Origin of the sequence: Rhodovulum adriaticum (assembly GCF_004345735.1) — a bacterium.
In the GTDB taxonomy this organism is placed as follows: Bacteria; Pseudomonadota; Alphaproteobacteria; order Rhodobacterales; family Rhodobacteraceae; genus Rhodovulum; species Rhodovulum adriaticum.
In genome coordinates, this window is sequence record NZ_SLXL01000007.1 from 115,374 (window position 1) to 132,851 (window position 17,478).

Below are 17,478 nucleotides of genomic sequence, written 5' to 3' on the forward strand. Positions count from 1 at the left end.
GCCGCCGGGTTACGGGGATGAACTTCCCATGGTAATGTCCTGTCAATAAAAAACGAATTGAGGCAGGCTACAGGCATGAGAACGGGCTTTCGCGGCACGTTCGTCATTTCCTGGGCTCAGACGGAACTGGACGGTGTCAGGGGCGCAGCCCCTGAGACGCTGGCGGTCGGCGCAAGCTGGCGCTGGCAGGGCGAGGCGGTTCGGGTGGACGGACCTCGCGGCGTGATGGTTCTGGACGGGGCCAAGGGCGATGGCGACATTCGTCGCCGCGCGGCGCAGTCGGTGCACCGGCTGGTCGGCGCGGCATTAGGCACACCAGGGGGGCCGATGGCCCCGGGCGATCCGACGGAACAGGCACTGGACAGGGGCTTCGTCGTCACGGACGGGCTGAACAGCTATACCGTGACGGAAATCGACACCCCGAACGGTCGCCCACCGCTGCTGATGTTCGTGGACTCGCTCCCCCCGCCGAACAGCGAAATGTGGGTGGTGCGCCGCCTGGCGGAAACCACGCGCACCCACCGCACCGGCGACATGGAACGCGGCGTGATCTGCTTCGTCCAGGGGACTCGTATCACCACCCCCGCCGGCCCCGTGCCGGTCGAGTGTCTGCGCCCGGGCGACCGGGTCGACACGATGGATGACGGCGTCCAGGAAATCCTGTGGGTCGGGAAACGGCGTATGTCCGGCGCGCGGCTTTATGCCATGCCGCACCTGCGCCCGGTCCGCATCCGCGAAGGCGCGCTCGGCACCGGCCGTCCCGAAGGCGATTTGCTGGTCTCTCCGCAGCACCGGGTGCTGCTGCGCGGACCGCAGGCGGATCTGTTGTTCAACAGCTCCGAGGTTCTGGTCGCCGCGGGCGATCTGCGCAACGACCGCTCGATCACCTACGATTACAGCCTGCGCGAGGTGACCTATGTTCACCTGATGCTGGAACGCCACCAGGTGCTGTTCGCCAACGGCGTCGAAACCGAGAGTTTTCACCCCGCCAATACCGAACTGGACTCGATCCAGGAGGCACAGCGCGGCAGCCTGCTGGAGTTGTTCCCGCAGATCGCGGACGACCCCTTCAGCTACGGTGCCCCGGCGCGGCGCAGCCTGACCGGGTCAGAGGCCGCGATCCTGGTGCATGAAACGGGCCTGGCCCATTGACACCGGCACGCGCGCCTGTATAAGCCCTGCATTCCCGGCCCCCGTGGCCGGGTTTTCATTGGTGTTGGTGGCCCCCGCAAGGGGATGCCTGTCGGGCCCTCGGCCAAAGGACAACGCCCTTCATAGCCGCCCTTGGGCGGCGCCCAACGAAGGAGATCAGCCGTGACCAAACGCACGTCTGCCAAGTACAAAATCGACCGCCGGATGGGTGAAAACATCTGGGGCCGTCCGAAATCCCCCGTCAACCGCCGCGAATACGGCCCCGGCCAGCACGGCCAGCGCCGCAAGGGCAAGATGTCCGACTTCGGCCTGCAGCTGCGCGCCAAGCAGAAGCTGAAGGGCTATTACGGCGACCTGACCGAAAAGCAGTTCCGCCGCATCTTCGCCGAGGCCGAGCGTGTCCGCGGCGATACCGGTGAAATCCTCATCGGCCTGCTGGAACGCCGTCTGGACTCGGTCGTGTACCGCGCCAAGTTCGTGCCGACCATCTTTGCCGCGCGGCAGTTCGTGAACCACGGTCACGTGCTGGTGAACGGCCAGCGCGTCAACATCCCCTCTTACCGCGTGAAAGAGGGTGACGTGATCGAGGTGCGCGAAAAGTCCAAGCAGATGGCCGTGCTGCTGGAGGCCATCCAACTGGCCGAACGTGACGTGCCCGATTACATCGAGGCCGACCATTCCAAGATGACCGCGACCTTCGTGCGCACCCCGGGCCTGGCCGACGTGCCCTACCCGGTGCACATGGAACCGAACCTCGTCATCGAATTCTACGCCCAGAACTGATCCTTCGGGCAATCCGGGATTACAGGGCCCGCCGGGTTGCCGGCGGGCCTTTTGCGTTGGTCTGTCCGGCCGTCCGGTCATTTGCGCAACACCCGCGCGCCCCCTGCGGCGCCGGGCCGCGTTTCCCGCTGGCCTTGCACAGGGGCCAAGGATAGGTATGCCGCGAAGGAGACGACCATGGCCACGATTATTCCCCAGCCCGGCATTCTGGACATCGCCCCCTATGTGGGCGGGCAGTCGCGGATCGACGGCATGGCCGAGGTGGTGAAACTCTCGTCGAACGAGAACCCCTTTGGCCCATCCGACAAGGCGCGCGCCGCCTTTGCGCGCACGGTGCACAGCCTGCATCGCTATCCCTCGACCGACCACGCGGACCTGCGTGCCGCCATCGGCGAGGTACACGGCGTGGACCCGGCGCGGGTGATCTGCGGCGTCGGCTCGGACGAGATCATCTCGTTCCTGTGCAACGCCTATGCCGGCCCGGGGACCGAGGTGATCCATACCGAGCATGGCTTTTCCATGTATCGCATTTCCGCGCTGGCCGCGGGCGCAACCCCGGTCGAGGTGGCCGAACGCGACCGCGTGGTTGATGTGGACGCGATCCTGGCCGCCTGCACGGACCGCACGCGGCTGGTGTTCATCGCCAACCCCGCCAATCCCACCGGCACGATGATCCCGGCCCAGGATGCCGCGCGCCTGGCCGATGGCCTGCCCGATCAGGCCCTGCTGGTGCTGGACGGCGCCTATGCCGAATACGTCGCCGATTTCGACGGCGGCGCGCGGCTGGTCGAGACACGCGAAAACGTGGTGATGACCCGCACCTTTTCCAAGCTTTACGGCCTGGGGGGCCTGCGCATCGGCTGGGGCTATGGCCCCGCGCCGGTGATCGACGTGCTGAACCGCATCCGCGGGCCGTTCAACCTGTCCCAGACCCAGCTGGACACCGCCGAGGCTGCCGTGCGCGACACCGAATACGCCGCGCGCTGCCACTCGGAAAATGCCCGCCTGCGCGCCTGGATGGTCGAGGCGCTGAACGGTCTGGGCGTGGCCACCGACACGTCCCATGCCAATTTCGTGCTGGCCCGTTTCCCCGACCAGGCCGGGGCCGAGGCCTGCGACGAATACCTCAAGACGCAGGGCCTGATCGTGCGCAAGGTGGCGGGCTACAAGCTGCCCAATTGCCTGCGCATCACCGTAGGCGACGAACCGTCCTGCCGGCGGGTGGTCCATGCGATCGGGCAGTTCCTTTCGGGGGCGGCATGACCCAGCTCTATGACCGTGTTGCGCTGATCGGGCTGGGGCTGATCGCGGGGTCCATGGCGTTGGCGATGCGCCGGGCGGGGCTGGCGGGCGAAATCGTTGGCACCGCCCGGTCCGCCGAAACCCGCGCCACCGCGGCCGAGATCGGACTGGTCGACCGCGTGACGGAAACCGCCGCCCAGGCCGTGCAGGGCGCCGACCTGGTGGTGCTGGCCGTGCCCGTGGGCGCCATGGGCGCGGTGGCCGAAGAGATCGCGCCGCATCTGAAACCCGGCGCGACCGTCACCGATGTCGGCTCGGTCAAGCGGGCAGTGATCGACGCCGTGGCCCCGCACATCCCCCAGGGCGTGCATTTCATTCCCGCACACCCCTTGGCCGGGACGGAACATTCCGGCCCCCGATCGGGCTTTGCGGAACTCTTTGACAACCGTTGGTGCCTGCTGGTCCCGGTGCCGGATACCGACCCGCAGGCCACCGCCCGCCTGCGCACCCTGTGGGAGGGGATGGGCGCCAATGTCGATGAAATGGACGCCGACCACCACGACCTTGTGCTGGCGGTGACCAGCCACGCGCCCCACCTGATCGCCTATACGATGGTCGGCGTAGCGGACGACATCCGCCGCGTCACCGACAGCGAGGTCATCAAGTATTCCGCCGCCGGTTTTCGCGATTTCACACGGATCGCGGCCAGCGACCCGACCATGTGGCGCGATGTATTCCTGACGAACAAGGACGCGACACTGGAAATCCTGGGCCGCTTCACCGAGGAACTGTTCGCCCTGCAACGGGCGATCCGCACCGGCGACGGGCAGCAGCTGTTCGATTACTTCACCCGCACCCGCGCCATCCGCCGCGGCATCATCGAGGCCGGCCAGGACACCGACGCCCCGGATTTCGGCCGAGTGAAAAAATCGTGACCCGGGCCGCGATGGCCCTGTGCCTGGCGGCGTTCGCCCTGGCCGCGGCCCCTGCGGCAGCGCTGGATCGCTCGCCCCGGCCGCAGCCGCGGCCCGGCCCGGTCGAGGTTCTGCCGCGCACGCCACTGGCGCCGGTCTACTACACCGTGACGATCCGGCCGTATCCCCGCCCCGCCCTGGCCGCGCGCGGGCCGATCCTGCTGGTGCCGGTGTATTTCAGCGCAGGCCTGCGGCCCGCCCCCCGACCCCGCATCGCCCGGGCGCTCGCGGCGGTCATATCACCGGCGGCAACGGGCGGGCTGGCCCGCTCTCCCCGGCCCGTGGCGCGGCCCGGCCTGCGGGTGGCCAGCGCCGCCGCAGCGGCGCCCGCCATCGTGACGCGGGGGCGCGTGGGCACCATTTGCGGCGACCCCGCGATCCGGGGTGTCGCCCTTGCCCCCATTCCCGGACGGATGAACGGCTGCGGGGTGGACAACCCTGTGCGCGTCGATGCCGTCGACGGGGTCACGCTGAACCAGCCCGCAACGATCGACTGCCGCACCGCGCGCGCCCTGCGCGACTGGGTGCAGGGGGGCGTGAAACCCGCTGTCGGCCGGCTGGGCGGCGGGGTGGACTCGCTGCGGGTGGTGGCCAGCTATACCTGCCGAACGCGCAACAACCGCCCCGGTGCCAAGATTTCCGAACATGGGCGCGGGCGCGCGGTGGATATTGCCGCAGTGAACCTGAAGAACGGCATCACGCTAAGCGTCGAGGACGGCTGGGACGACCCCGTCCAGGGCAAGCTGTTGCGGCAAATGCACAAATCCGCCTGCGGGACATTCGGCACGGTCCTTGGGCCGGGCTCTGACGGTTATCATCAGGACCACATCCACCTAGACACCGCCCGCTATCGCAGCGGCGCCTATTGCCGGTAGGCTGCCTGCGCGCCCCCACGCCGCGCCGCGAAAACGACCGCGCACAGCAACATCAACGCCGCCGCCAGCACAAAGGGCGCGCCGGGCAGGATCGCCGGGGAACCCTCGCGGGTGAAGGCGGCAAAGATCTGCGTCATCACCAGCGGCGACAGCACCATCGCGACCGAACGGGTGGAACTGACCGCGCCCTGCAACTCGCCCTGCTGATTGTCGCCTGCCGCCTTGGACATCAGCGCCTGCAGGCCCGGCGTCACCACCGCCCCCAGGGCGATCAGCGGTGTCATCAGCAAAACCGCCGTGGAATTGTCGACGAACCCGATGGCCAGGAAGGCGCAGAAATTATAGGCCAGCCCGAACCAGACCGTGTTGCGTTCGCCCAGCACCCGCAGATAGACCCGGATCAGCCCGCCCTGCACCGCCGCCACCCCGACCCCGAACAGCGCCAGCGAAATCCCGATCATGCCCGCCGACCAGCCAAAGCGGAACTGGGTGAAATAGGCCCAGATCGCGGGATAGATGAACATCGCGAATTCATACAGAAAGAACAGCCCCAAGAGCGGACGCACCCCCGGCAGCCGCCCCATGGCCCGGAACGCCCCCAGCGGGTTGGCCCGGCGCCAGTCGAGGGGGCGGCGGATACGGTCGGTCACGGTTTCGGGCAGCACGAAATAGCCAAAGGCCAGGTTGGCCGTGGCCAGCGCCGCGGCGGCCCAGAACGGCGCGCGGGGGCCAAGCTCGCCCAGGAACCCGCCGATCAGCGGCCCGATCACGAACCCGATCCCGAACGACGCGCCCACCATGCCGAACCGGGCGGCCTTGTCCTCGGGGCGAGAAATGTCGGCGATAAAGGCGCTGGCCGTCGCCTGGGTCGAGGCCGTCACGCCCCCCACGATGCGCGCGACCAGCAACAGCCAGATCGACCCGGCCAGCGCCATCACCACGTAATCCAGCGCCATGGTTGCCAACGACACCAGCAGGACCGGCCGCCGCCCGAAGCGATCCGACAGGTTGCCGATCAGCGGCCCGCACAGGAACTGCATGACCGCGAATGAGGTGGCCAGGATACCGCCCCAAACCGCCGCATCGCTGAGGCCCACGCCTTCGACATCCTGGATCAGGTCGGGCATCACCGGCAGGATCAGCCCGATCCCGATCGCGTCCAGAACCAGGGTAATGACGATGAACAGGATCGGCAGGCGGTTTTGCGGCTCTGTCATGGGCGTGTCCTGGAATGGCTGGCTGACAGGGGCTTAGAGCGCGCGCAGGCGCGCTGCAAACCCCTTTGGCGCGCCGCTCATCCCGCGCGCAGCCCCAGCATGTCGCGCGCCTGCGCCCAGGTGGCGACGGGGCGTTCGTATTTCTCGCAAATCTGAACCGCGCGCCTGACCAGCGCCGCGTTCGAGGGCGCCAGCGTCTCGCGGTCCCAACGCACGTTATCCTCCAGCCCGGTCCGGGTGTGGCCACCGGCAGCGATGGACCATTCGTTCACCTCCACCTGGTGGCGGCCGATGCCCGCGCCGCACCATTCCGCATCCGGCGCGATGCGCTTCAGCGTCTCGACATAGAAGTCGAAGCTGGGCTTGTCCGCAGGCATGGCATTCTTCACCCCCATCACGAACTGGACGTAGAGGGGCTTCTTCAAGCGCCCGTCCTCGCTCAGCTTCACCGCCTGAAAGATATGGCTGAGGTCAAAGGCCTCGATCTCGGGCTTGATGTCGTATTTCTGCATTTCCGAGGCCAGCCAATCCACCAGATCCGGCGGATTTTCATAGACCCGTGTCGGAAAGTTGTTGGACCCGACGGACAGCGACGCCATGTCGGGGCGCAGCGGCAGCATGCCCCCCCGCGCGGCCCCCGCCCCCGACCGGCCGCCGGTGGACAGTTGCACGATCATCCCGGGGCAGTGTTGGTGAATCCCCTCCATCAGCCGGGCAAAGCGGTCGGGGTCCGAGGTCGGCGTGCCGTCCTCTTCCCGCACGTGGCAATGCGCGATAGAGGCCCCGGCCTCAAAGCTTTCATGCACGCTTTCGACCTGTTCGGCGATGGTGATCGGGACGGCGGGGTTGTCCTGCTTGCGGGGAACGGACCCGGTGATGGCAACGCAGATGATGCAGGGTTTGGTCATGGTCTTGCGGCAATCCTTGTCAGCAGTTCTGCCAGCCGGTCAGGCGCGGCAAAGAAGGGCGAATGCCCGGCCTCCAGGTCGTGGACATGATCGGCGGGCCAGTCGCGGGCCATGTCGGCCTGCGCCTCGGGCGGGATGATCCGGTCGCCGGTGCAGCGGATATAGTGGCGCGGCACGCTGTCCGGCACGGCCAGGGCCGGGGCCATGCCAGGCGCGATGGGCTGCGGCGACAGGTGATCGCGGGCATAATCCGCCGTGCCCGGCGGGCAGTCGTGGTAGAAAAGGTCCTCTAGCGTTTCGTCCGCGAAACTGGTGGTCAGCCGGTCCGGGCTGCGGCGCATCGCGCCCAACAGCGCCTCACAGCCATAGCGGGCGCGCAGATCGCGCGCGCTGTCGCCCGGGCGCGGCGCCCAGGCACACAGATAGACCAGCGCGGCCACCTTTTCGGGCGCGGCGGCGGCTGCGGCGGTGATCGTGACCCCGCCCAGAGAATGCCCCACCAGGATCGTGGGGCCGTGCAGCGCGTCCAGCACCGCATCGCGGTAGCTGTCCAGCGTCACCGCGTCCAGGGGCGTGCCGTCCAGACCCGCCCCGGGCAGGTCTATGGCGCGCGCGGCATGGCCCGCAGCGGCCAGCGGCGGCAGCACATCGCGCCAGCACCAGGCGCCGTGGTTGGACCCGTGGATCAGCAGGAATTCGGTGATGGGCCCGTCAGACATGGGCGATATCCTTTAGAAAGCCGGTCAGAACCTCGGCGTATTCGCCGGGTTTTTCCACGCAGGGCAGGTGCCCCGCCCCACGGATCAGGTGAAAGCGCGACCCCTTCACCAGATCGGCGGTTTCGCGCACCAGATCGGGCGGGGTCGATCCGTCCTCTGACCCCGCGATCGCCAGGGTCGGCAGGGTCAGCCCCGCGGTCGGCGTATAGAAATCGGTGCCCGAAATCGCCGCGCAGCAGCCCAGGTAGCCCTCGACCGGCTGGCGGGTCAGCATGTTGCGCCAAAGCGTGCAATCGGGGCTTTCGCGGAAGGGGCGCGAGAACCAGCGCTCCATCGTGCCGTCGGCCAGGGCCTCGATCCCGCCGTCGCGGACAGCGGCCATGCGGCTGGCCCAAACCTCCTTGGCGCCGATCTTGGCGGCGGTGTTCGAAAGCACCATCGCGCGCACCTGGTCCAGCCGCTTGATCGCCAGCCCCTGCGCAATCATGCCGCCGATGGACAGGCCCACGAAAACGCAATCGCGCACGCCCAGGAAATCCAGCAGGTTTTCCGCGTCCCGCACCAGCGCGCCCATCGAATATGGACCCGCCGGGCAGGACGACAGCCCATGCCCGCGCTTGTCATAGCGGATCACCCGCAGCCCCGCAGGCAACAGCGGCACCAGATCGTCCCACAGCCGCAGGTCGGTGCCCAGGGAATTGGCAAACACCACCGCTGGCCCGTCCGGGTCGCCCTCGTCGCGGTAGTGCAGCGCCACCTCGCCCAGATCGGCTATCTTCATCGCATGCCTCCGGTTTTTGTCACTTTCGGCCAAGCGCCCGGCCGCCGCAATCCCCCTATCGCAGCCGCAGATGCGCCACCAGCTGCCCGTGATCGCTGACCAGCCGGTTCCCGGGCGCCTCGGGGCAGGTGCCATCGGTGACGTGGTCGTTGAACAGCGACAGGTGGGTCATCTCGGCGATACGCTCGGGCCAGTCCGGGTGGAAATGCCGCGACAGCAGGATCGCGTCCAGCGATTGGTACACGCCGCCAAAGCCGGTGGTATGGACCATGTCACGCAGGCTTTGGCGGATGAACAGTTGTTCTGCGGAATGCAGGCGGACACGTTCCACCGCCTCGCGGATCTGCGCGGCCTCTTCGGGCGTGTAGACATCCGCCGCGCTTTCGGCGTCGGGGCGGGTCAGCCAGGTGTAATCGGGGAAGGGGGCCTCTCCGCTCAGGATGGCCTGGGTCATGCTGTGGGTGTTGTCGTTCAAATCGCCCAGCACGATGACCGGATGGCCGCGGTCCAGCTCGTCCAGCGCCAGTTTGCGCAACACCCATGCCTCTGCCATCCGCCGCAGGGCCGCGCGCAGCGCCCCCATCGCCCGGCCGGCGGCATCGTAGTTGAGCATCTCGATTTCAGGGGAGTGGCGCGCGCCGTGGGGGCGGATGAACTCGCCCAGGGGCGATTTCAGATGGGCGTTCAGAACGGTGATGACGTGATCGCCCACGGGAATACGCAGCCGCAGGATCGGACGGGACAGCCGCGCCAGTTGGTAATGCCCTGCATCGCCCCCGCCCAGGTGATGGAACGGAATGTCGATGGGCGGGTCCAGCACCTGGATGGATTGTGGTTCCTCGGCAAAGCCAAAGCGCGACAGCACCGCCAGCCCCGGCCGCCGCTCACCCGGGCCGCTGTCGGCGATATTGGGGGCAAAGGCCAGTGCCGCCTGACCGTAGGGCGCCCAGGCGCGCGCGCCGGGGGGCGTTTCGGGATCTTGCGCGATCTCATCGGCGCGGGCGATGACCTGTTGCAGGGGTTCGGGTTCGAAAATCTCCTGAAACGCCACGATGTCGGAATTCATACGGGTCAGCTGCGTGGCCAGCCAGCGTTCCTTGTGGCGGTATTCCTCGGAACTATATTCCTGAAAACGATAAAATTCCTGATCGGGGCCGATCAGGTTCTGGACGTTGAATGTTGCAATCGTGAAAGCCGTCATACCTGATCCCCGTAGCGGTCCAGGGCTGTGCGGAACAGGTCGGGGTCGACATTCCCGCCCGAGGCTACGGCAATCACAGCCTCACCTGACACCCGGTCGGGATGATACAGCGCCGCGGCCAACGCCACCGCGCCACCCGGTTCCAGCACGATTTTCAGCCGCAGGAAGGCCGCCGCCATGGCGCGCAGGGCCTCATCCTCGGTCACGGCAAGACCGGGGCCGCATAGCCGCTGCATGATCGGAAAGGTGATCTGGCCCGGGCTGGGCGTAATGATCGCGTCGCAGATCGACCCGGCCAGCCGGGCGTTGCGTTCGATCCGGCCAGAGGCCAGCGAGCGCGCGGTATCGTCGAAGCCTTCCGGCTCCACCGGACGGGCGCGCAGGCCCGGCGCGCGATCCTCCAGCGCCAGGGCGACGCCCGAGGTCAGCCCGCCGCCGCCGCAGGGAACCAGGACATCGGCCTGCGTGACGCCCGCCTGTTCGGCCTGGGCCGCGATTTCCAGCCCGCAGGTGCCCTGCCCCGCGATCACCTGCGGCTCGTCAAAGGGTTTGACCAGGGTCAGGCCGCGCTCCTCGGCCAGCCGGGCGCCCAGGGCATCGCGATCCTCGTTCGCGCGGTCATACAGCACCACCTCGGCACCCAGTGCACGGGTATTCGCGATCTTCAGCCGGGGCGCATCGGACGGCATGATGATAACCGCCGGGGCATCGTGCAGCGCCGCCGCACGCGCCACACCCTGCGCATGGTTGCCCGAGGAAAAGGCGATCACCCCCCTTGCCCGCTGCGCGACCGGCAAGGCGGACACCGCCGACCAGCCGCCGCGAAACTTGAAGCTGCCGGTATGTTGCAGGCATTCGGGTTTGACCAGCACGCGCCGGCCGGCCACCTCATCCAGGAAGGGGGAGGACAACAGCGGCGTCACACGCGCATGGCCGGCCAGCCGGTCGGCGGCGGCCTCGATCATCTCGATGTTCATGTCAAACGCTCCAGAAACGCGCCGATGGCAGCCACCGCCTGCGGTTCGTCAAGAAAGGGCACATGGCCCCGGTCGGGGATTTCGGCATAGATCAGGTCCGGGCGGCGGCGGCGCATCTCGGCCGCGGTGTCGGGCGACAGGATGTCCGAATTGGCGCCCCGGATCAGCGCCACCGGCAGCCCGTCCAACGCGTCGAACAGCGGCCAGAGATCGGGCATCGCCCCGGTGGCCGAAGCCTCTGCCACCGCGTGGCGCAATTGCGGATCGTAGCGCAGGGCCAGCCCGTCGGGGGCCTGATCCCACAGGCGCGTCGCATAGGCCCGCCACTGGTCGCGGGACACGCCGGGAAAACGCGCGGCCATCTTGACCGACAGCTTTTCCGCCGCGTCGTCGTAATCGGCATAGCCGGGCCGCTTGCCCAGGTAATCCATGATATAGGCCAGCCCGCGCGGCTCGATCATCGGGCCGATATCGTTCAGGCAGACCCCGGCCAGGCGATCCTTGTGGCCCGCCGCCAGCATCATCGCGATCAGCCCCCCGCGCGAGGTGCCCAGAATCGCGGCCCGTGCGATTCCGAGGTGATCCAGCAGGTTCAGCGCGTCGCGCCCCTCGCGGATCAGGTTGTAATTCATGAAATCGGGGTCATGGTCGGACCCGCCGCGCCCGCGCGTGTCCAGCCGCAGGATACGCGCGCGGTCGGCGAAACGGTCCACCACCGGCTGGAAATCGTCCATGTTGCGCGTCAGCCCGGCCAGGCACAGCAGCACCGGCCCCTGCCCCGCGTCGTCATAGGCCAGCCCAAGCCCGTCATCGGCGGCGAAACGCGGCATCAGGCGGCCCCCGCAAGCGCCGGGATGCCGGTCAGATCACTCAGCACATGGGCGGGGCGCCAGGGCATGCGGTCCACCGGGGCGCCCGCGCGGTTGACCCAGGCGGTGGCGAAACCATAGCCCGCCGCCGCAGCCGCGTCCCAGCCATTGGACGACACGAACAACACCTGTTCGCGCGCGGTGCCAAAGCGGTTGCCGACAAGGTCATAGACAGACGGGTGCGGTTTGTAGACGCCCACGGTTTCCACCGACAGCACGTCATCCAGGAAATCGCCGATCCCGGCCGAGGCCACGGCACTGGCCAGCATGTCGGGCGAGCCGTTCGACAGGATCGCCGTGGCCTTGCCCGAAGCCTTTAGCGCCGACAGCACCTGCGGCACCTCGGCATAGGCCGACAATTCGCGATAGAGCTCCAGCAGACGCGCACGCAGCCCCGCCGCACCGTCCAGGCCCGCGGCCTCCATCGCCCAGTCCAGACCGTCCTGCGTGACCTGCCAGAAATCCGCATGTGCCCCGGTGATCGCGCGCAGCCAGGTGTATTCCAGTTGCTTGCGACGCCAATCTTCGGCCAGGCTGGGCCACAGGTCGCGCAGCGCCTCGTTCCCCGGCTCGGCCGCGGCCTCGCGCGCGGCGGCGGCCACGTCGAACAGCGTACCGTAGGCATCGAAAATGCAGGTGGTGATGGCCATGGCGTCCTCCCGCCGCGACAGTGGCACAGGGCCGCGGGCGGGAAAAGGGCGAAACCCTGCACCGATCCGTTACGCGGCCGGGCTAGGCAGGCCCATTGGTAGCGAAAGGAGAGAACGATGCGCAAACCCCACGGCGATGTCATGTGGACCGAACTGATGACCCGCGACCTGCAGGGCGCCCTGAAATACTACAGGGCCGTCTGCGGCTGGCATTTCCAACCCTTTCCGCTGACGATGCCGGGCGGGGGCACGTATTATATCGGGTCCAAGGGCGACAAGCCGGTGATCGGGGTGCTGGACCTGAACACCCTGCCCGATACCGACCACATGGCCCCGCAATGGTTCAGCTATTTCGCCGTGCGCGACCTGGATGCAGCGCTGAAACAGTCCGAGGCCGCCGGCGGCACCATTCAGCGCCCGCCCTTCGAGGTGCCCCATATCGGCCGGATCGCCATCGTCACCGATCCGACCGGGGCATCGCTGGGGCTGATCGTGCCGGCGTGACCGGCGGGGTGCGGGGCTTTACATCACCGCCCATGTCTTTACGCTGGGTCCACGCTCAGAGCACCCGCGCGGGACGCGGCCTCTGCAAACTCATCCCCAAAATCCGAAAGAGAGACCGATGACCCAGGTCAAAGCGGGCGACAAGGTTCGCATCCATTACACCGGCACGCTGGCCGACGGCACCACCTTTGACAGTTCCGAGGGGCGCGAGCCGCTGGAATTCACCGTGGGGTCGGGCGAGATCATCCCCGGCCTGGACAAGGCGCTGCCGGGCATGACCGCCGGCGACAAGAAGACCGTGGAAATCCCCTGCGCCGAGGCCTATGGCGAGGCCAACCCCGACGCCAAGCAGGCCATCCCCCGCGCCCAGGTGCCCGCCGACATCCCGCTGGACATCGGCACGCGGCTGCAACTGCAAACGCCCCAGGGCCAGGCGATGCCCGTCGTCGTGGCCGAGGTCACCGAAGAACATGTCGTGCTGGACGCCAACCACCCGCTGGCCGGGCAGGACCTGACCTTCGCGATCGAGCTGGTCTCGATCGGCTGACACCCGGGCATGGCGCGCGGCGCGGTCCCGTGGTCAACTGGCCCGGACCGACAAGGAGACGCGCGCCATGCCCCAGAACGTAGAGACCCTGCTTGCCCACATCCGCGAGTTGCAAGACAGCCTGCAAGACGAGTTGGAGCAGAAGCGGGACAAGTTCCGCTATCGTCTGGACCGCGGGCGCATCCGGTTCGAGAGCAGGGCACTGGCCCGCCACCGCGCGCTGAAGGTCACCCTGCTGACCTTTCTGCGCAACCCGCGCCCGCTGTTCATCCTGACGGCCCCTTTCATCTATGGCCTGATCGTGCCCCTGGTGCTGCTGGACCTGTGCGTCGCACTGTATCAGGCGATCTGCTTTCCGGTTTACGGCATCGCCAAGGTCCGCCGCGCCGATCATGTGGTCATTGACCGGCATCAACTGGCCTATCTGAACGGCCTGCAAAAGCTGAACTGCGTCTATTGCGGCTATGCCAACGGGGTGATCGCCTGGGCGCGCGAGGTTGCATCGCGCACGGAACAATACTGGTGCCCGATCAAGCATGCCCGGCGCGTGGCAGACCCGCATACGCGCTATGGCCGCTTCGTGGATTTCGGCGATGCCGAGGGATTTCAGCAGGCCCAGCCCACCCTGCGCGAGGATCTGCGCGAGGGGCCTTGAACCCGCGCGCGACGGTGGCAACTGTAAGGCTCTGAAAGGATTCACAGGCCATGCCCTATTCCACCGAGCCCGGCGCGCTGCACGCGCCCGCCCCGCCCGTAGAGACCCGCGAAAAGCTGGAAGGCGGCAAGCGGTTCGTGATGCACAGCGATTTCGCCCCCGCGGGCGACCAGCCCACCGCGATTGCCGAACTGGCCGCCGCCGTCACGGACGGCGAGCGCGAGCAGGTGCTGTTGGGCGCGACCGGCACCGGCAAGACCTTCACCATGGCCAAGGTGATCGAGGAAACCCAGCGCCCCGCGATCATCCTGGCCCCGAACAAGACGCTGGCCGCCCAGCTCTACGGGGAATTCAAGGGCTTCTTTCCTGAAAACTCGGTCGAGTATTTCGTCAGCTACTACGACTATTACCAGCCCGAGGCCTATGTGCCGCGCAGCGACACCTACATAGAAAAGGAATCCCAGATCAACGAACAGATCGACCGGATGCGCCACGCGGCAACGCGCGCGCTGCTGGAACGGGATGACGTGATCATCGTGGCCTCGGTGTCGTGCATCTACGGGATCGGGTCGGTGGAAACCTACGGGGCGATGACCCAGGACCTGATCGTGGGCAACGACTACGACCAGCGCAAGGTGATCGCCGATCTGGTCGCCCAGCAATACCGCCGCAACGATCAGGCGTTTCAGCGCGGCAGTTTCCGGGTGCGGGGCGACGTGCTGGAAATCTGGCCCGCCCACCTGGAGGACCGCGCTTGGCGATTGTCGTTTTTCGGCGAGGAATTGGAGGGGATCGCCGAATTCGACCCCCTGACAGGTTCGAAAACCGATAGTTTCGAGCGTATCCGCGTCTACGCGAATTCCCACTACGTGACCCCGAAACCGACGATGCAGCAGGCCGTGCAGTCCATCAAGAAAGAGCTGCGCCAACGGCTGGACCAGCTTGTCGCCGAGGGCAAGCTGTTGGAAGCACAGCGCCTGGAACAGCGCACCAATTTCGACATCGAGATGCTGGAGGCCACCGGCGTCTGCAACGGGATCGAGAACTACTCCCGCTACCTGACCGGCCGCGCGCCGGGCGAACCGCCCCCCACCCTGTTCGAATTCATCCCCGACAACGCCATCGTCTTTGCCGATGAATCCCACGTCACCGTGCCCCAGATCGGCGGCATGTACCGGGGCGACTACCGGCGCAAATTCACCCTGGCCGAACACGGGTTCCGCCTGCCCAGCTGCATGGACAACCGCCCCCTGAAGTTCGAGGAATGGGACGCGATGCGGCCGCAATCCATCTTCGTCTCGGCCACGCCGGGGCCGTGGGAGATGGAGCAGACCGGCGGCGTCTTCACCGAACAGGTGATCCGGCCCACGGGCCTGCTGGACCCGCCGGTGGAAATCCGGCCCGTGGAAATGCAAGTGGACGACCTGCTGGACGAGGTGCGCCGGGTTTCCGCTGCAGGCTATCGCACGCTCTGCACCGTGCTGACCAAACGCATGGCCGAGGATCTGACCGAATACCTGCACGAACAGGGGATCAGGGTCCGCTACATGCATTCCGACATCGACACGATCGAGCGGATCGAAATCCTGCGCGACCTGCGTCTGGGCGCCTTTGACGTGCTGGTGGGTATCAACCTGCTGCGCGAGGGGCTGGATATCCCCGAATGCGGGCTGGTGGCGATCCTGGACGCGGATAAAGAGGGGTTCCTGCGGTCTGAAACCTCGCTGATCCAGACGATCGGGCGCGCCGCGCGCAACGCGGATGGCAAGGTCATCATGTATGCCGACCGCATCACCGGCAGCATGGAACGCGCCATGCGCGAAACCGAACGCCGCCGCGAGAAACAGATTGCCTATAATCAGGAACACGGGATCACCCCCGAAACCGTCCGCAAGAATGTCGACGACATCCTGGCCGGCCTTTACCAGGGCGATACCGACATGGCGCGCGTCACGGCGCAGATCGACAAGCCGATGCACGGCGCCAACCTGGAGGCGCATCTGGACGGTCTGCGCGCCGACATGCGCAAGGCCGCCGAGAACCTGGAATTCGAAGAGGCCGCCCGCCTGCGCGACGAGATCAAGCGGCTGGAGGCCGTGGATTTGGCCGTCGCCGACGACCCGCTGGCCCGCCAGTCGGCGGTGGAGGATGCCGTAGAGGCCGCCCAAGGGGCCAAGGGCCGGTCAACGGCGGGACGGGCCGGTCAGAGGGGCGGAAAGAGGCGGCGGCGCTGACACCCGCAGGGTGGGCGCGCGCCTTGGCTTTGCTGCGAAAACGCTGCAGCCTTCGCACATCGCCGAAGCACAACCTTAAAATGTATACATGTTCTCGATTCGCCTAATTTGCGTTATCCTGCCCCCATCCATTAGGAGGATAGCCCATGAAACCCGCCACGCATGGATCGCCAGTCGCCGGATCGTTCGACCTCGACATCCCCACATTGAACGACCCCGATTTCGAAAAGGTGGTCGAGGCCTACCGGACCTACCTGGAAAAGAAGCAGCTGTTCACCGCGAAGCACGCGAAAGAGCCACATATCCCCGGGGTCATCCCGCAGGGGTATGACGACCCGCTGTTCGATGAAATCGCCCGGGCCAGCCCCGCCGCGGCCCAGCATGTCGCCCGCATCCGCAAGGCGCAGGACAACGCCGCCGCCACAGCCTTTGTCGCGGCGCTGGACAAGGCCATGAGGCGCTAGGGGAAGGGGCGCCCCTACGCGCCCAGATCCAGGCGGACCGCCCCCCGCACCACCTGCCCGGGCACCAGGAAACCGGGCTGTTGCACCTGGGGATGGTCCGCCACCCAGTCGCGGAAGCGGTCATTGGTGACAACCCGCGCCTTCAACACAGCCGCCCCGTTCAGCAACAGCGGGTCGGCGGGCGTGCCCTTTGGCGCGATGAAAACCTGCCGCGACGGCACGGTCAGGGCGCGGGCCAGCCGCTCTACCCCCATATACCTGTCGCTGACCAGATAGCCCACATTTGCATCGAACCAGATGACGGGGACCAGCCCCCGTGTTTCCAGCGCCTTGACGACATGCCCGACGGTTTCCAACTTCGGCGTCTCGGCGTCCCAGTACATCACGTTGGACCCGTCGACGACGATGTAATCGCGCCGCCCCTTGCGCGGCGCCAGCACCAGCAAGATCAGCGCCCCCACCGCGCATGCCAGCGCGAACAGCAGCGGCAAGCTGGGCACAGGCCCCCAGACAAGGACAGAGGCCACAGCCCCCGCAAGCGAGATCAGCAAGAGGATAAAGGGCACAACCATGGCGCGATCCTATCAGCCGCGGCGTCCCCTGCAACGCAAAAGGGCCGCCCCGACGGGCGGCCCTTCAGGCTGATGGGCGGACCTTTGGCCCGCCCGGCCTTTTGCGATTACTCGATGATCTTGGACACGACGCCGGCGCCGACGGTGCGGCCGC

At 67.2% G+C, this 17,478-nt stretch carries 19 protein-coding genes; 10 read left to right on the forward strand and 9 right to left on the reverse strand.

Annotated features, from left to right (window positions below):
- The first annotated feature begins 75 nt into the window (after positions 1 to 75).
- From EV656_RS10855 to EV656_RS10875, 5 genes are all read left to right on the forward strand, one after another.
- Positions 76 to 1,152, forward strand: coding sequence for a Hint domain-containing protein (locus EV656_RS10855; RefSeq protein ID WP_132603652.1), 1,077 nt, complete (start codon positions 76 to 78; stop codon positions 1,150 to 1,152).
- Between the two features lie 162 nt (positions 1,153 to 1,314).
- Positions 1,315 to 1,935, forward strand: coding sequence for a 30S ribosomal protein S4 (gene rpsD, locus EV656_RS10860; RefSeq protein WP_132603655.1), 621 nt, complete (start codon positions 1,315 to 1,317; stop codon positions 1,933 to 1,935).
- A 177-nt stretch (positions 1,936 to 2,112) separates the two neighbouring features.
- Positions 2,113 to 3,198, forward strand: a complete 1,086-nt coding sequence (gene hisC, locus EV656_RS10865) for a histidinol-phosphate transaminase (RefSeq protein ID WP_132603658.1) — start codon at positions 2,113 to 2,115, stop codon at positions 3,196 to 3,198.
- Complete coding sequence (locus EV656_RS10870; protein WP_132603661.1) at positions 3,195 to 4,112, forward strand: prephenate/arogenate dehydrogenase family protein; 918 nt, start codon at positions 3,195 to 3,197, stop codon at positions 4,110 to 4,112. Before hisC ends, EV656_RS10870 begins: the two co-directional genes overlap by 4 nt.
- Positions 4,109 to 5,026 carry an extensin-like domain-containing protein gene (locus tag EV656_RS10875; protein WP_243695700.1) on the forward strand — a complete coding sequence of 306 codons (918 nt, stop codon included), beginning with the start codon at positions 4,109 to 4,111 and terminating at the stop codon, positions 5,024 to 5,026. The genes EV656_RS10870 and EV656_RS10875 overlap by 4 nt, the downstream gene beginning before the upstream one ends.
- Here the strand turns inward: EV656_RS10875 and EV656_RS10880 are convergent.
- The 8 genes from EV656_RS10880 to EV656_RS10915 form a co-directional block, all read right to left on the reverse strand.
- The gene (locus tag EV656_RS10880; RefSeq protein ID WP_132603664.1) at positions 5,014 to 6,243 is read right to left on the reverse strand and encodes a TCR/Tet family MFS transporter; all 1,230 of its coding nucleotides are present in this window, start codon (positions 6,241 to 6,243) and stop codon (positions 5,014 to 5,016) included. The two genes, EV656_RS10875 and EV656_RS10880, sit on opposite strands and share 13 nt — an antisense overlap.
- Positions 6,244 to 6,320: 77 nt before the next feature.
- Positions 6,321 to 7,151 (reverse strand): 3-oxoadipate:acetyl-CoA acetyltransferase, encoded by an 831-nt coding sequence (locus EV656_RS10885; protein ID WP_132603667.1) that lies wholly within the window; start codon positions 7,149 to 7,151, stop codon positions 6,321 to 6,323.
- The gene (locus EV656_RS10890; RefSeq protein ID WP_207287069.1) at positions 7,148 to 7,870 is read right to left on the reverse strand and encodes an alpha/beta fold hydrolase; all 723 of its coding nucleotides are present in this window, start codon (positions 7,868 to 7,870) and stop codon (positions 7,148 to 7,150) included. Before EV656_RS10890 ends, EV656_RS10885 begins: the two co-directional genes overlap by 4 nt.
- A complete protein-coding gene (pcaD, locus tag EV656_RS10895) occupies positions 7,863 to 8,651 on the reverse strand; it encodes a 3-oxoadipate enol-lactonase (protein ID WP_132603670.1) in 789 nt (262 codons plus the stop codon). The genes EV656_RS10890 and pcaD overlap by 8 nt, the downstream gene beginning before the upstream one ends.
- 55 nt (positions 8,652 to 8,706) lie before the next feature.
- Positions 8,707 to 9,852: an endonuclease/exonuclease/phosphatase family protein gene (locus tag EV656_RS10900; protein WP_132603673.1), complete on the reverse strand. Its 1,146-nt coding sequence runs from the start codon at positions 9,850 to 9,852 to the stop codon at positions 8,707 to 8,709.
- Positions 9,849 to 10,829 (reverse strand): threonine ammonia-lyase, encoded by a 981-nt coding sequence (locus EV656_RS10905; RefSeq protein ID WP_132603676.1) that lies wholly within the window; start codon positions 10,827 to 10,829, stop codon positions 9,849 to 9,851. The genes EV656_RS10900 and EV656_RS10905 overlap by 4 nt, the downstream gene beginning before the upstream one ends.
- The gene (locus tag EV656_RS10910; RefSeq protein ID WP_132603679.1) at positions 10,826 to 11,659 is read right to left on the reverse strand and encodes an alpha/beta fold hydrolase; all 834 of its coding nucleotides are present in this window, start codon (positions 11,657 to 11,659) and stop codon (positions 10,826 to 10,828) included. Before EV656_RS10910 ends, EV656_RS10905 begins: the two co-directional genes overlap by 4 nt.
- Positions 11,659 to 12,348: a haloacid dehalogenase type II gene (locus EV656_RS10915; protein WP_132603682.1), complete on the reverse strand. Its 690-nt coding sequence runs from the start codon at positions 12,346 to 12,348 to the stop codon at positions 11,659 to 11,661. Before EV656_RS10915 ends, EV656_RS10910 begins: the two co-directional genes overlap by 1 nt.
- A gap of 117 nt (positions 12,349 to 12,465) precedes the next feature.
- Between EV656_RS10915 and EV656_RS10920 the strand changes: the two genes are divergently transcribed.
- The 5 genes from EV656_RS10920 (at position 12,466) to EV656_RS10940 (ending at position 16,752) form a co-directional block, all read left to right on the forward strand.
- Entirely contained in the window at positions 12,466 to 12,852 is a 387-nt protein-coding gene (locus EV656_RS10920) for a VOC family protein (protein ID WP_132603685.1), read from the forward strand.
- A gap of 118 nt (positions 12,853 to 12,970) precedes the next feature.
- The gene (locus EV656_RS10925) at positions 12,971 to 13,399 is read left to right on the forward strand and encodes an FKBP-type peptidyl-prolyl cis-trans isomerase (RefSeq protein ID WP_132603688.1); all 429 of its coding nucleotides are present in this window, start codon (positions 12,971 to 12,973) and stop codon (positions 13,397 to 13,399) included.
- Positions 13,400 to 13,466: 67 nt separating this feature from the next.
- Positions 13,467 to 14,054 (forward strand): hypothetical protein, encoded by a 588-nt coding sequence (locus tag EV656_RS10930; protein ID WP_132603691.1) that lies wholly within the window; start codon positions 13,467 to 13,469, stop codon positions 14,052 to 14,054.
- Positions 14,055 to 14,104: 50 nt separating this feature from the next.
- Positions 14,105 to 16,288 (forward strand): excinuclease ABC subunit UvrB, encoded by a 2,184-nt coding sequence (uvrB, locus tag EV656_RS10935; RefSeq protein ID WP_132603694.1) that lies wholly within the window; start codon positions 14,105 to 14,107, stop codon positions 16,286 to 16,288.
- Positions 16,289 to 16,434: 146 nt separating this feature from the next.
- Positions 16,435 to 16,752, forward strand: a complete 318-nt coding sequence (locus EV656_RS10940; protein WP_132603697.1) for a hypothetical protein — start codon at positions 16,435 to 16,437, stop codon at positions 16,750 to 16,752.
- A gap of 14 nt (positions 16,753 to 16,766) precedes the next feature.
- Here the strand turns inward: EV656_RS10940 and EV656_RS10945 are convergent, their stop codons facing one another.
- A complete protein-coding gene (locus EV656_RS10945; protein ID WP_132603700.1) occupies positions 16,767 to 17,324 on the reverse strand; it encodes an NYN domain-containing protein in 558 nt (185 codons plus the stop codon).
- Between the last annotated feature and the right edge of the window lie 154 nt (positions 17,325 to 17,478).

What these genes read in the sequence shown, in the direction of transcription:
- EV656_RS10890 (WP_207287069.1), bottom strand. Translation starts at nt 7,870, where the DNA reads ATGTCTGACGGGCCCATCACCGAATTCCTGCTGATCCACGGGTCCAAC.
- EV656_RS10925 (WP_132603688.1), top strand. Translation starts at nt 12,971, where the DNA reads ATGACCCAGGTCAAAGCGGGCGACAAGGTTCGCATCCATTACACCGGC.
- EV656_RS10910 (WP_132603679.1), bottom strand. Translation starts at nt 11,659, where the DNA reads ATGCCGCGTTTCGCCGCCGATGACGGGCTTGGGCTGGCCTATGACGAC.
- EV656_RS10930 (WP_132603691.1), top strand. Translation starts at nt 13,467, where the DNA reads ATGCCCCAGAACGTAGAGACCCTGCTTGCCCACATCCGCGAGTTGCAA.
- EV656_RS10900 (WP_132603673.1), bottom strand. Translation starts at nt 9,852, where the DNA reads ATGACGGCTTTCACGATTGCAACATTCAACGTCCAGAACCTGATCGGC.
- hisC (WP_132603658.1), top strand. Translation starts at nt 2,113, where the DNA reads ATGGCCACGATTATTCCCCAGCCCGGCATTCTGGACATCGCCCCCTAT.
- uvrB (WP_132603694.1), top strand. Translation starts at nt 14,105, where the DNA reads ATGCCCTATTCCACCGAGCCCGGCGCGCTGCACGCGCCCGCCCCGCCC.
- EV656_RS10885 (WP_132603667.1), bottom strand. Translation starts at nt 7,151, where the DNA reads ATGACCAAACCCTGCATCATCTGCGTTGCCATCACCGGGTCCGTTCCC.
- EV656_RS10915 (WP_132603682.1), bottom strand. Translation starts at nt 12,348, where the DNA reads ATGGCCATCACCACCTGCATTTTCGATGCCTACGGTACGCTGTTCGAC.
- pcaD (WP_132603670.1), bottom strand. Translation starts at nt 8,651, where the DNA reads ATGAAGATAGCCGATCTGGGCGAGGTGGCGCTGCACTACCGCGACGAG.
- EV656_RS10945 (WP_132603700.1), bottom strand. Translation starts at nt 17,324, where the DNA reads ATGGTTGTGCCCTTTATCCTCTTGCTGATCTCGCTTGCGGGGGCTGTG.
- EV656_RS10855 (WP_132603652.1), top strand. Translation starts at nt 76, where the DNA reads ATGAGAACGGGCTTTCGCGGCACGTTCGTCATTTCCTGGGCTCAGACG.
- EV656_RS10920 (WP_132603685.1), top strand. Translation starts at nt 12,466, where the DNA reads ATGCGCAAACCCCACGGCGATGTCATGTGGACCGAACTGATGACCCGC.
- EV656_RS10870 (WP_132603661.1), top strand. Translation starts at nt 3,195, where the DNA reads ATGACCCAGCTCTATGACCGTGTTGCGCTGATCGGGCTGGGGCTGATC.
- EV656_RS10940 (WP_132603697.1), top strand. Translation starts at nt 16,435, where the DNA reads ATGAAACCCGCCACGCATGGATCGCCAGTCGCCGGATCGTTCGACCTC.
- EV656_RS10880 (WP_132603664.1), bottom strand. Translation starts at nt 6,243, where the DNA reads ATGACAGAGCCGCAAAACCGCCTGCCGATCCTGTTCATCGTCATTACC.
- EV656_RS10905 (WP_132603676.1), bottom strand. Translation starts at nt 10,829, where the DNA reads ATGAACATCGAGATGATCGAGGCCGCCGCCGACCGGCTGGCCGGCCAT.